The 12,697-nt window shown below is 37.7% G+C and carries 10 protein-coding genes; 3 read left to right on the top strand and 7 right to left on the bottom strand.

What is annotated here, in order from left to right:
• The first annotated feature begins 82 nt into the window (after window positions 1–82).
• Together ABJQ32_06870 and ABJQ32_06865 are read left to right on the top strand one after the other, a co-directional pair.
• Window positions 83–457, top strand: a complete 375-nt coding sequence (locus ABJQ32_06870) for a BlaI/MecI/CopY family transcriptional regulator (GenBank protein ID MEP5289356.1) — start codon at window positions 83–85, stop codon at window positions 455–457.
• Window positions 450–2,117, top strand: a complete 1,668-nt coding sequence (locus ABJQ32_06865) for a M56 family metallopeptidase (protein ID MEP5289355.1) — start codon at window positions 450–452, stop codon at window positions 2,115–2,117. Before ABJQ32_06870 ends, ABJQ32_06865 begins: the two co-directional genes overlap by 8 nt.
• Window positions 2,118–2,158: 41 nt before the next feature.
• Here the strand turns inward: ABJQ32_06865 and ABJQ32_06860 are convergent, their stop codons facing one another.
• The 5 genes from ABJQ32_06860 to ABJQ32_06840 all read right to left on the bottom strand — a co-directional run bounded on the left by ABJQ32_06860 (window position 2,159) and on the right by ABJQ32_06840 (window position 11,075).
• Window positions 2,159–2,905, bottom strand: coding sequence for a methyltransferase (locus ABJQ32_06860; GenBank protein ID MEP5289354.1), 747 nt, complete (start codon window positions 2,903–2,905; stop codon window positions 2,159–2,161).
• A 15-nt stretch (window positions 2,906–2,920) separates the two neighbouring features.
• Window positions 2,921–5,404, bottom strand: a complete 2,484-nt coding sequence (locus tag ABJQ32_06855) for a DUF5686 family protein (protein ID MEP5289353.1) — start codon at window positions 5,402–5,404, stop codon at window positions 2,921–2,923.
• 91 nt (window positions 5,405–5,495) lie between these two features.
• Window positions 5,496–8,111, bottom strand: a complete 2,616-nt coding sequence (locus tag ABJQ32_06850; GenBank protein ID MEP5289352.1) for an FtsX-like permease family protein — start codon at window positions 8,109–8,111, stop codon at window positions 5,496–5,498.
• A gap of 22 nt (window positions 8,112–8,133) precedes the next feature.
• Complete coding sequence (locus ABJQ32_06845) at window positions 8,134–10,752, bottom strand: ABC transporter permease (GenBank protein ID MEP5289351.1); 2,619 nt, start codon at window positions 10,750–10,752, stop codon at window positions 8,134–8,136.
• Window positions 10,749–11,075 carry a helix-turn-helix transcriptional regulator gene (locus ABJQ32_06840; protein ID MEP5289350.1) on the bottom strand — a complete coding sequence of 109 codons (327 nt, stop codon included), beginning with the start codon at window positions 11,073–11,075 and terminating at the stop codon, window positions 10,749–10,751. Before ABJQ32_06840 ends, ABJQ32_06845 begins: the two co-directional genes overlap by 4 nt.
• A gap of 192 nt (window positions 11,076–11,267) precedes the next feature.
• Here ABJQ32_06840 and ABJQ32_06835 point away from each other — a divergent pair, with 192 nt between their 5' ends.
• Window positions 11,268–11,477, top strand: a complete 210-nt coding sequence (locus ABJQ32_06835) for an RNA-binding S4 domain-containing protein (protein MEP5289349.1) — start codon at window positions 11,268–11,270, stop codon at window positions 11,475–11,477.
• Between the two features lies 1 nt (window position 11,478).
• Here ABJQ32_06835 and ABJQ32_06830 read toward each other — a convergent pair whose 3' ends face one another.
• Window positions 11,479–11,835, bottom strand: a complete 357-nt coding sequence (locus tag ABJQ32_06830) for a VOC family protein (protein MEP5289348.1) — start codon at window positions 11,833–11,835, stop codon at window positions 11,479–11,481.
• A 95-nt stretch (window positions 11,836–11,930) separates the two neighbouring features.
• The gene (locus ABJQ32_06825; GenBank protein MEP5289347.1) at window positions 11,931–12,686 is read right to left on the bottom strand and encodes a hypothetical protein; all 756 of its coding nucleotides are present in this window, start codon (window positions 12,684–12,686) and stop codon (window positions 11,931–11,933) included.
• Between the last annotated feature and the right edge of the window lie 11 nt (window positions 12,687–12,697).

Genomic DNA, 12,697 nt, shown 5'->3' with positions numbered 1-12,697 from the left:
ATAATAAAACTTAATAATAAGTTGTTTAACTTAAAATTAAGTTGTAAGTTTGTGTAGCTGATCAATTTTAACTCTTAGAAGTATGACTACTTTAACCAAGGCAGAAGAGAAGATTATGAAGATTCTCTGGGATATTGAAAAAGGTTTTATCAAGGATATCCTTGAGCAATATCCCAACCCTAAACCTCCATACAACTCTGTATCAACAATTGTAAGGGTATTGGTGCAGAAGGAGATAGTAGGCTATAATGCCTATGGCAAGACTTATCAATATTATCCGATGGTATCCAAGGAAGAGTATAGCAAGGGGCAGTTGTCTCGATTGGTTTCAGACTACTATAATAACTCCTTGAAGCAGGTAGTGAACTTCTTTTCAGAAAGTAAAAATCTTGATGAAGAGGAATTAAATGAAGTAATGAAAATGCTTAAGGAACTAAAGTCTAAGAAAGATGAATGAAGCTATCTTATTTCTATTAGAATCAAGCGCGACTCTGGGTATTCTGTATCTTATTTATCACGCATTACTGAGAAAAGAAGCTTCCCTCAATTTCAACAGATTTTATTTGTTAGGTGTTCTTGTTTGCTCATTTACTTTACCACTTTTAAGTATTGATTTCACTTCTGACAAGGGAGGTATAATTGATCAGCCAATTAAGCAGCTGAGTGATGCACGTGTTGGTTATCAGGATATAGTGAAGAACTGGTCTTATGGAATAATAGATCAGAATTTTAGCTCATCTTCGATAACATCTATAAAAGAGGGAAAACACAGAAATCTGTTTTTTGATATACTCTTGATTGTTTACGCCATTGGTTTGATTGTCTCTATTTTTCGACTCATTTGGATGTTGAGGTGGATTTTCAAATTGAAGTCGGGAAACTCGAAAGAGATTGTGAGTGGGCTAACTATCGTGAAGGTTCCACAGCCGATAGCACCATTTTCCTTTTTGAATAGTGTCTTTGTTTCAATAGAAATGTTGGATAGTGATGAGTTTGCCCATATACTGGAACATGAAAAGACTCATATTCAACAAAGACATTCCTTTGATTTGATTATTGTTCAACTTCTGAGTGCTATTCTCTGGTTTAATCCAGTGATCTGGTGGCTCAATAAATCTTTAAAAACTACACATGAATATATAGCAGATAGAAAAATGATTAAAAAGGGTTATTCCTTGGTTGAGTATCAAACTTTGCTTTTGAGACAATTGATCAGCAACAACTCATTCGGGTTAGTACACAATTTCAATTTATCATTCATTAAAAAAAGAATAACCATGATGAACATACAAAAGATCGGTAACCTTGGAAAGTTCAAGGTAGCCACAGTAATCACATTGACAGTACTATTTAGTTTGGTCATTGTCCAATGCAATTCAAAGCTGGAAGAGCAGGATCTTTCATTGACAGAAGAGTTTTCAGTTGACTTCCCGGTAATTCAGGATACTAAGTACGTTTTCAACATCAGTTCAGAGGTGCGTTTTGATATAATCATTAAAAATGATCTAATTTATTTCAAAGACGAACTAATGACGTTGAAAGAGCTCTCAAGCTTTGATGGGGATTTTCATCCAAAAGCACAAATGATTCTAAAGGTGGACAAGAACCAGCAGATGAAACTTGTGCGAAATGTGCAAGACGTGCTTCGTGAAAAAGAGCTGAGGATGATCGTTTATGTTGGAAAAAATGAGTCCGGTGAGCTTCTGAATATTCCAATGATGTTACCCCCCGCTCCCAATAGTAAATCAGGAATCACAGTACCAGAATTGACAGATAAGTTTGTTCAAGAGAACGGCATTCAACTTCTTGATGTGGATATGGGGAAAACTCAGGAACAATATTCAGAGCTTATTTATAAATCCCTTCATGATCCAATGATTGACAAGTCTGCCTTCGTAGTTAGAGGAAGGTATGAAGATGATGATACATATGAGGAATATTTAACTAGTCTGAATTCAATGAAGCAAGGTTACTATGACTATTATGAAGAAAAAGCTCAAGAGCTTTATGGCAAAAGCTTCTATGATATCAATAGAGCACAAAAAACAAGTGAGAAGGCAAAACAACAATATCGTGAGGTAAGGAGAGGAGTGCCTATGGCAATTTCGATAGAGTAGATCGAATGCCTTACATTCTGAGTGAGTAATATTCTACTCGCTCAGAATGTTTTAAAATATGGATCATTGTACTCTAAGTAGAATTCTTCCAATAAGCTCCAAAACTCGTCTGTGTATCTACCATCTGACTTCCTGATTATGATCTCTCTTTGATTAAATTCTTTTTCTCTGAAGCTGAAAGCAGCCATTTTCCTAAAAACCTTACTACCCGATTGGTTTCTCACTTCAAGAGATTCGGTCAGGCAGAGTTGTGACTTATTTGCCAGTTCAATGAACCGATCCATTTCTCTTTCAGGAAACAGTACATAGAACGTTCCATCTTTGGACAACAATGCAAGCACTGCCTTGAGTAGAGCTTGCATAGGTAGATCAGAAGAATGCAGTGCTTGATTCTTATCATCTATTGTTCCTTTCTGACTATCAGTAAAAAAAGGGGGATTGGATAGAATTAAATCATAGGTAGAGTCAACAGAGAAATCTTGAATAGGAGATTGGTAGATCTTCAGTCGCTCACTCCATTTCGAATCTGAAAAGTTTGATAAGGCTTCTTCGAATGCTGACGTATTAATCTCAACTGCTTCGATTTGACTTTGCTGCGTTGCTTGTGCCAGCATAAGTGAGAGTAGTCCAGTACCAGCTCCAATATCCAGTATCTTTTTAGGTTCGGCATTAGCATTGATCTCACTCGCCACCCAGGCTCCAAACAGGCATCCATCGGTAGTTACTTTCATTCCGGAATTGGCCTGCTGTATTAGAAACTGCTTGAATTGAAAGTAATCGTTGGACATTGAAGCTATTAGGTATTACAAACTGAACGAAACATTAAATTTCAATCCAAATTTAGATGCGTTATCATCTATGTAAGTCAGTCGGTGGAAGGCTTGAACAGAAAGGATTTTAAAAATATTTTCAATGCCATAACCAGCCTCTAAATAAGGTGTGCCATCCCATTGACGAAATGGTAGAATAGGATTATCGTTTGCGTCTCGTTCAAAGTTTGAAATAGCAATATTTTCTTCTCGAATATCACCCAATAATCCATTGGCATTTACAAATAGTCGCCACTTCAATTTCTTCAGTAGGGGAATTCGGTTAAAAATGAATCCCTCAAATGAGTGCCTATATTTTAGTTCTACATACCGATCTGACGAGAACTCGAAAAAGTTCATGAGGTTATATGCAAAGCCTACATAGAAAGGAGTTTCATTTCCAATGGGATTGAACAGTAAGGTATAAGGGACAGTGCCCAATTGGTAACCTCCAGTCAGGTTAAAGTTAGATACTCCGAAAAGCCCCATTTTTTGTTGTTTCTGAAAAGAGAGTTTCAGTTTGTGATATTCAAAATCACCTCCTGCGATATCTGAACCATAGGTGTAGGTGAATTCGTAGACGGGGAATCTAATCGGCCCCAGGTTGATTCGTTGATTGTCATTTACGAGGATGATTTCATCTTTTCCGTATCGCGTTTTGATGGTTGCTTCATTTACGGAATAATCTGTTTGAGTAACCGTTCTGGCATCATCGGTGAAAAAGCTAAAGTCAAACAAAGGCTGAATCTCTACATGTTTGAAGGATAGCGTGCTATTAATGCCTTGGCCTAGCTGCCTTTGAAAACTAAGTTTGTATTTCTGCTTTAGAAAAGGCTGAATGAGAGTGCCGAAACGACTGAAAGTATAGAACAAACTATTCGCACCAATGTCTTCATTCAACAACCAGACTTGCTCAACTTCACGCTGCTGTTCGTATTTTATTTCAGTCCAAGGATTCCTATTGGCTAAAAAGGAAACGTACGCTGTGTATTTCCATCGTTCATCATCAAAGCCATAGCCTGTGTAGCCACCGATCGTCCATTTGTTGCTTAAATTAATATTTGTTCTCAGGCCCATTCCCAACCTTATCCCTTCAATATCATTGTTACCAAAGAAAGTAGTGTAAGGTCCTATATCTATCGGTCCTGCTTTGATGAAGCCTGTCGTAATGAATTTCGTTATTTCTGTAATGTTTCGAACAACAGGGATCTTCTTTAGTGAATCAATCATAGAAAATACATTCACTTCAATCGCAGTAAGTGAATCATGGCGTGCTTCTGCCCAGTATTCTTCGTCAGACTCTCTCACATTGGGATCAAGAGAAATGACATTCATATAGAATTCATTGTCTTTTGGTTGATCAACCACAAAGTCCTTGTTGGAGACGTAGAACTTGGCTAAAATACCTGCTGTTTTCTTTGTGACAGGTTTCAGATCTACAACTACCCGAATTTTGGCTGGTAACCACGGCCCGGAAGTGGTAGGTGCTAACTCTTGTTGGATCTTGATTTTTTCAACAAAATTGAGGTTAGCCGTTTTAGGAACGAAAGCATCAATTTGTTTTAACGCATAATCGTCTTTCGTAATCCACATGGAGCCTGTGAAGGCAAGATCAAGCTCTTGTTTTGGGAAGAACTCCAGCTTATAGCAATAATCATCACCAATGTAGAGACTATCCACTAGCTCATATTCATAGATGAGTTTCCATCCATTGGCTATTGGGCTTGCAAACTCTTTGCCTACGATATTTAACCAGTTTTGGTAGAAATTGTATTCCTGATAAGTGCTTCCAATCAATTGAGAAGTGAGGGTTCCATCGGTAACTCCAATGCCGCTTACTTTGGTGCGTATGACTTGCTCATGCTTTGCATAAGGTGCTTTCCTAAAATAGAACCGTGAAATAGCTTCCGACATCATCAATGGAAGAATGGGCTTGCCATCTTCTCCTGCAATCTGATCAATACTATCCATAACATCCAATACCTTCTGCATGAGTTTGCGATCACGCATCTCATCGGAGATGTTGTCTAAATCAAACTCGGTACGTGTATAGCTTTCGTAATCGTAGGCTGCCAACTTTCGTTTATCGTGCTTGTCTTTGTTTTCAATGACTTTGCGCATTACAGCAAAAGCTGGGTTTTCTCCTGGCGTCACCACTACTTCGTTTAATGTCATGATGTCTTCAGCAAGCTGAAAATTTATCACTTGATTTTCACCACGCTTTAAGCCCTTAACTCGCTTAAGAAAGCCTACATATGTGACATAAATAGAATCTACATTTAGACTTGTAGACGCAGTGAAGTTTCCATCGAAATCGGTCACAGCACCTTCCGTTGTTCCTTGAAAAACAACGGTGGCGAAAGGTACTGGAGCGCCAGTTTCAACCTCGGTTACTTTTCCAGATACGACAGTCTGCTGCGCATCCAATGAAAAGACTATAACGAAAAGAATGAAAGTAGATATTAGTGTTCTGGTCATTGTGCAGTTTAACGCTGCAAATGGAATATAAATTTCATTGAAATGTTGTCAGATTCCTGATAAAAGTAAAAATTAATAAGATTGAAATTACCTATTCATATCTCAAATTATCTGAGGGATTTACATTGGCTATTTTGTTGACTTGCCATATGATCGCACTTCCACCTAGGAGGAGCGTGGCTAATACACTCAAAGCAATCTCAACAAGGCCAACACCATCTCCGAATTTGTTAAAAATGGTTACTAGAAAATTGTCATAAAAGAGATAGGAAGCTGGTATGGCTATAAGTAATGCAATAGACCAGAGTTTAATAAATAGTCCGGCGAGTGTTCTGTAAAGGCTTTTCTTACTAGCCCCAAGTATTTTTCTAACGGCTACTTCTTTCGTTCTGTTTTCTGTTGCATACACAACCATTCCCAATAAACCTAAGCAGGATATTGTAATCGCTAAAACCGCTAAAAATCCAAATATTCTTAAGCCAATGATAAAGAAATCATAGGCGTTATCTATTTCTGTTTCTAAGAGAGTAGCTCTGAACGGGACATTCGGAAACAATGCGTCCCATCTATTTTGCAAGAACTGAGTACTAGCAATATGATTTTCATTCTGAAGACTGACTATAGCATAAGCGAGCTCGCTATCATCAATTCTTAACATCATAGGCTCAATGCTTTCATTGAGAGGTTCATGATTATAATTTTCAATGACTCCTACAATCTTTGCATATTGACCGTTTTTCAGAGAAATGAATGTGGTGTCTTTAAAGTTTAATTGATCCAGTCTTCTCATCATCTCCCGATTGACAACTACCTCATCGACTTGTTGTCCACTTTCGCTTAATTTATCTCCCCAAATCATGCTGAGATTCATGTTATTTATGAATTGATCGTCTACAAATACTTCTCTGATTCTTACTGAATCTTGCAAATCGTCATTAAAGACGAATGTGCTTTTCGTGAGTGAAGTGCCTGGAATACTGGAACTGAAACTTAACGCCGAGATGTTGGACTGATTCGAGAGGTCGTTTTTCAGAAGTTGGACATCTGTTTTTTGAGTATAAACAATGAATGTGTTTTCTGTGGTAAATGGAAGCTTGAAAGACCTGCTTTCCTGGTATTGTTTAAGTAATACTCCCGTTCCAATCATGAAGCTCAACGTCATGGCGAATTGAAATACGAGCAATCCTTTTCTGATGCCTGAGATGGTGACTTTCTTGGAGGAATCTGATTTCAAAGCTTGAATGGGGGATATTTTCGCAAAATAGAGTGCCGGTCCTATGCCTGTTAAAATGCCCGTTAGAATGGCAAAACCAATAAACACGAGGATCAAGACAGGAGTCACTTCGAACAGGAGAGATGTACCGCCCGCGAGCATACTTGAAAACTCCTTTTTGAGCTGAATGAAAGCGAGGCTAGAGATTAAGAGTGAAGCCAAGCATATGAGTATCGTTTCGACTAAAAACTGATTGATGATGTGCTTTCTATAGCTACCCATTACCTTTCTTATCCCTACTTCTTTTGCTCGCTTTAGTGCAATAGCAATGGACATATTAGAATAATTAAGACATGCGGGAACTAGAATAAGTAATGAGATTCCAAAAAATAGAAGCATAGTAGGCATATCAAACTGCACTCCAATTCCATCATTGATAAGTTCTCCCGGTGTAATGTCTAATAGTGCTTGTAAGTCATAGGTTACCGTTTCATCTTCTGCCTGAAAATCAAGTGTGCCAGCTTGACCTATTTCATTCATTCGACTTATTAACTGACTTTTAAACTCATTTGGTATAGCGAAATAATAATAGCTATCAGTAAAATCTGTCCATTGAGATGTTTTGTAATTGGCATTAAATTTCTTAGAAACAGGAAAGCCTGCAAGAAGGTCAAAAGCTAGATGAGTAAGCTTTGGAAATTCTTTCAAAATACCTGCCACACGCAACTGCCCCCACTCTTCAGTTTCGATGATTTGATTCAGAGCAGACTGCTCACCAAATAGTTTTGTCGCTAATTCTTTTGTGAGTATAACAACTCCTGGTTCATTTAGAACGGATGGGTCTCCAGACTCCAGTTCAAAGGCAAATACATCAAAAAAAGAAGGTTCGGTATGATATCCGTATGTTCGAATATTGTTTCCATTGTGATCAATTAGAGCAGAGAAATTCTCATCTATATGAACGGATTTATAGATTGAAGGTATTTCTTCATCCATTCGATAAGTGAGCGCTGGTGGTGCAGAAGCATACTTTTCTCTATCTCCACTGTATGTTAATTCAGTAGTCACGCGATAAATATTTTCAGCATCTTCATGGTAAGTGTCGAACTGATTGAGCTCTAAGTACATTGCTAATGCAAGTAGGGCTATAGACATTCCTATGGATAAACCAAGGACATTGATGATGGTGAATGCCTTTTGCTTTTTAAGATTTCGGATGGAGATTTTGAAGTAATTCTTGAACATAGTCATTGAGTTTTTAAAGTAGTATGAAGAATAGTCTGCTTTTGATTTTCTTTTCCTTAGTCCGTAGGAAAAGAGTAGTGAGAATATTTGATGCCAATATTTGAGATCGGCTTTTAGTTTTCCTTTTTGTTGGTATTGGTTTTGATAAACCTCATCCAGATCTCCTTCAATATCTTCCATTTCTGCTCTGCCAGCATACCATTTGAGTAGTTTTTCGGCAAGAATGGGAGGGTAGTTCTGCTTAGTCATTTTGTCCTTTTTAGCTAAATGATTATTCATACCTCAGCTTTGTTGCTGGATTGGCCTTAGTTACTTTGGATGTCTGCCAGTAAATAGATGCTGCACCTACAATGAACAAAAACACAATACTTGCAATCACTTCAATCACTCCCAATCCAGTTCCATATCTGATAAGGAAATGAAGAAATACCTTGTCATAAAAAAGATAAGAAAAAGGGATAGCGATTAATGAGGAGATCCCAATGAGCTTGATAAAATCTTTGGTGAGTAAATAGTAAAGGCTTCCATTCGTTGCACCCATAATTTTCCGAACAGCAATTTCTTTTGTGCGATTCTCTGTGGTATATGAGACCATTCCTAGCAATCCTAAGCAAGAAATGGTGATAGCCAATAGACTCAATACACTAAAGAATTTGATCTGAGCAACCATGATGTAATAAGCTTCTTCGATTTCATCATCCAGGAAAGAGGCCTGAAAACCCTCGTCTTGATCAATGGCTTTCCAGATATCATCCAACTCTGAAATAGTTCGTTTGATATTAGGTGAATTGATAGTAAGTAAAGCATAGTTGCTTTCTGCTAATGAGTAGCGCATCATTAGTGGACTAATTAACTCACTCAGCGGCTCAAAATTGAAATCTTTTAGTATCCCAACAACTCTACAATGAGTACCATCTGACAAGTTGAATCGGAGCGTATCTTTTTGCGTATTAAACACTTTCAATAAGTTGATAAACTGTTGATTGACCAGTACTAACTCTTCATTCTGATGGGACCGACTGATGGACTCACTTTCACCCCAACTCAGCTCCATTTTCATGTTTTTAACAAAATCATCTGATATGTATACCTGTATTGCTTCTATTGTATCTACATCATTTGATGTGATTTGAATTCTATCGGGTAAGAATACTCCTGGTAGATTAGATGACGCTGTGATGGCTTTTACATCCGGATGATTGCCAAGCTCATTGATAGCAACTTGTTTGTCAATTCCATTGAAAGGAAGAGTAAGAATATTGTCCGACTCAAACCCATGATTATTGTTCAACACATAGCTGTACTGTTTGCTGATTGCCGCTACTCCAATAATGAATACCAGTGACATGAAAAATTGAAAGACGAAGAGCCCTTTTTTGAATCCTGATGCGCCATTCTTCCCTTTAGTTATTTCACCTTTCAATATCTGAATCGGATTTAATCTGGCAAAATATTGAGCAGGGAAGATTCCTGCAAATAAGCCTACCAATAAAGAGAATAGAAGGAAAATAGAAGCTTGATAGATGTTTAGGTCAGTGTCAAGGACCTCTGAAAAATAGACCATATCCAGAAAGCCTCGTTTCATTGGTTTCATTATCAGGAAAGAAGCCCCAAGCGCTAATAGTGCCATGAGTACAGTCTCTACAATGAACTGAATTTTAATCTGTACTTTTTCTGCACCAACCACTTTTCGAATACCAATCTCTTTTGCCCGCTTCAATGCCCTGGCAATGGATAAGTTGGTGTGATTAAATATGGCAGGCATCAGCATTAAAATTCCAATTGCAAGAAAGAAAATGAGTGAGGGTTTATCCCAGGTTATGCCTATTGGATTGTTGATATTCCATCTGGGAACTACACGGGGCAGTTCGATAGATTCCAGATCGATTTTTTTGTTTAGATGAAAAATGGAAGCATGTTCAGCTATCTCAGAAAGAGCAAAATCCAGTTGACTTTGTTTAGTGCCTTCTTGCAATAAAATGTAGGCATAGTTGTTCTTGTAATTCACCCAATCATTATTGAGGTCGGAGGATCCCATCTCCTTAAACGTTTCATAAGAGGCAAGCATCTCAAAAAAGAAATGGGTCTGCTTCAAATCTTCCATAACACCAGTCACAGTGAAAGTTCCCATGTCTGTTTCTACCGTTTTTCCAATTGGATTTTCATCTCGAAAAAGCTTGTTAGCAGTCTTTTCTGTTAGTACTACGCTAAAAGGCTTTTTCAATATAGAGTGTGGATCACCACTAATCAATTTGAAACTGAAGACGTCAAAGAAAGCCTCACTTGCAAAGTATCCTGTGAAGTTTAGATCATTTCCATGATGATTAACGATTGGCCTAAAATCAGACTGTATGCTAACCACCTCTTCAATGAAAGGGTAATTTTCTTTAAGGTAGTTCCCTGTTGCATGAAAAGAGGAGCCATAGGTCTTTTCTTCAGATTCATTAGCTATGTTGGTGTTGAGCTGATAAATATGATCTTTATGCGTATGAAATCCATCAGATTGATAGATAGCTACGACAATTGAAAGTACAACTAGACATACACTCATCCCAAGCGCAAGTCCAAATACGTTGAGGGTCGTGAATAGCCTGTGTTTCGAGAAACTGCGTATTGCTATTTTGAAGTAATTTTTAAACATAGCCGCTGAGTTTTTATGATAATGGAAAGAGTATGATGCACCCTTTCTACGCTTCTTTAGTCCATAAGAAAATAAAAGGGAAAGCACCTGTTGCCAATAGATAATGTCAGCTTTTAGTCCCCCGTTCTGATTTAGGTTTAACCTATAGACTTCATCCAGGTCTCCTTGAATATCTTCCATATCCGCTCTGCCTGCATACCATTTGAGTAGCCGCTCAGCAAACCTTGGGGGATGTGGATTACTTTTCACTTAAGTGAAAGGTTGATTTTTGAACCAGACCACAACTGATCTCTGAGTGCTTTCATATTATTCAGTTCTGTAATTGCACTGTCAGTCAATTCAAAGTATCGCTTACGCCGGCCACCACGTTCGTTGGTTGGCTCTCCCAGATAGGAAGAGATGTAGGCTTTTTCCTCCAACCGGGTAAGCGTAGAGTGTAGTGCTCCGATGCTGAGCTTTCTATTGGCTCTTTCTGAGATATCATTGAGTATGGCAACCCCATAGGCATCTTTGGCCAGATTGGCTATGGTGAGAAGCACCAACTCTTCAAATTCTCCAATGTATCCTTTCATAATTTCGTATTTGATGAGTTCAAGTCACCCTGAATTTGTTTCAGAGTCTAGATTCTAAAATAAATTCAGAATGGCTTTAAAGTGAAAATATGTATTACTTTCTACTTTTAAGAATTAATCATACGGCAAGTATATCTAATATGTTTCTATTTTTAAGAATAAATAATAAAACTACTTGATTAGATTTGCTGAATGGAAGCATTTAAACTGGAAGGGCACGATTTCATCGAGCTGAACAAACTGCTGAAAATCATGCAGTTAGTGGGGTCGGGAGGGGAGGCCAAGCAATTTATTGATGAAGGTCTGGTGCAGGTAAACGGGGAAGTAGAAACACAGCGTAGAAAGAAGCTGAGAAAAGGAGATAAGGTGAAATTCGAAGAGCAGGAGGTGGAAATTAAATAACTTATTGATTAAACTCTCCTACATGCCACAATATGCCTGAGGGGTCGTAAATAAACCCTTCACTTCCCCAATCTAGATTTTTGGGATCTACGAACTTGACTCCATATTTCTTGTCCAAACCTTTTTGAGTAAGTTCCTTCCAATAGCTTCCTAGATCGTCTACTTCTAGAAAAAGCATCGTGTTGTCTACCCATTCTTTGGCATAATAGTTTTGTAAATAGAATCCGAATTGATCCATTCTGAAAAAAGACATTTTTTCAGAGATTTGAAGCTCTTCAAATCCCCAGTCTTTATAGAATTCTCTGGAAAGCTGATAATCTTTCGCTCCGATAAAAGCTCTTATTGACTTGATGTTCATAGGATCGTTTACAGTTAATTCTCAGCTTTTTTCTTAAGCCTTGATTGATATTTCTCTAATGTATCCCAAATATCGTAGAATTGATCAGCTCTACTCTAATGGTGTGTTTCTTTTCCATATTTCTTTAACGCTTTTTCAACGTCTAAAATCGGCACTCTCAATGTCCCGTCACTTAGATCTTGTTTTTCGTGAATATCCAAATTATGGATATCATAAGACTTATTGTTTAGATCTAGCATTATTACATCAAAAGTGAAGGATGTCTCGGTATTGGCAATAAACCAATGAACATTGTCTTTTTCGTCAGAAATTGAAGAACTATCTCCAATTTTAGCAATTCTGTCAATGGTCGGTTTTATGATTAAGTTGTCTTGATCTTGTCTTACTTTCTCATAATGGCGTAGGTGCATCTCTCCATTCAAAATCAAATGTGCAGAAGCCATATTGCTATGTCCGTGAGGAATAATTGCTCGATCTTTTTTCATTCCGAAAACCTTTTTGACAAAAGCAGTTTTCTCTGGGAGATCAGTTAGTGTTGGAAATTTTACAAGTCTAGTATTGACTCCAAGATCCGGATATTCAAATCCTTTGTATAGTTTGTTGAAATCTATGAATTTCAAAATTTCGTTTAATTCGATTTTTGCATAAAGTTCCTCGATATGCTTCTGCCACTGGTTTGCGGTGATGGATTCGGTTTTCAAATCTGAACAAAACTCATTTAACTTAATTGCCCAATGGGTTGCAATAGGTTTAATGTTACTCCCAAAAGCATTGTAAGCAAAGAGAGAGTCTATTAGCGCAAAGTTGGCGACTGTTGCCAAAAGTCCTTTATTAAATTCTCTTCTGTCCATTTCCTTTTAAC

This window comes from Marinobacter alexandrii, assembly GCA_039984955.1.
In the GTDB taxonomy this organism is placed as follows: Bacteria; Bacteroidota; Bacteroidia; order Cytophagales; family Cyclobacteriaceae; genus Ekhidna.
Note: the sequence above shows the minus strand (reverse complement) of the source record. Positions and strands in the feature narration are given on the sequence as shown.

What these genes read in the sequence shown, in the direction of transcription:
- ABJQ32_06840 (MEP5289350.1), bottom strand. Translation starts at nt 11,075, where the DNA reads ATGAAAGGATACATTGGAGAATTTGAAGAGTTGGTGCTTCTCACCATA.
- ABJQ32_06870 (MEP5289356.1), top strand. Translation starts at nt 83, where the DNA reads ATGACTACTTTAACCAAGGCAGAAGAGAAGATTATGAAGATTCTCTGG.
- ABJQ32_06850 (MEP5289352.1), bottom strand. Translation starts at nt 8,111, where the DNA reads ATGACTAAGCAGAACTACCCTCCCATTCTTGCCGAAAAACTACTCAAA.
- ABJQ32_06825 (MEP5289347.1), bottom strand. Translation starts at nt 12,686, where the DNA reads ATGGACAGAAGAGAATTTAATAAAGGACTTTTGGCAACAGTCGCCAAC.
- ABJQ32_06865 (MEP5289355.1), top strand. Translation starts at nt 450, where the DNA reads ATGAATGAAGCTATCTTATTTCTATTAGAATCAAGCGCGACTCTGGGT.
- ABJQ32_06855 (MEP5289353.1), bottom strand. Translation starts at nt 5,404, where the DNA reads ATGACCAGAACACTAATATCTACTTTCATTCTTTTCGTTATAGTCTTT.
- ABJQ32_06835 (MEP5289349.1), top strand. Translation starts at nt 11,268, where the DNA reads ATGGAAGCATTTAAACTGGAAGGGCACGATTTCATCGAGCTGAACAAA.
- ABJQ32_06860 (MEP5289354.1), bottom strand. Translation starts at nt 2,905, where the DNA reads ATGTCCAACGATTACTTTCAATTCAAGCAGTTTCTAATACAGCAGGCC.
- ABJQ32_06830 (MEP5289348.1), bottom strand. Translation starts at nt 11,835, where the DNA reads ATGAACATCAAGTCAATAAGAGCTTTTATCGGAGCGAAAGATTATCAG.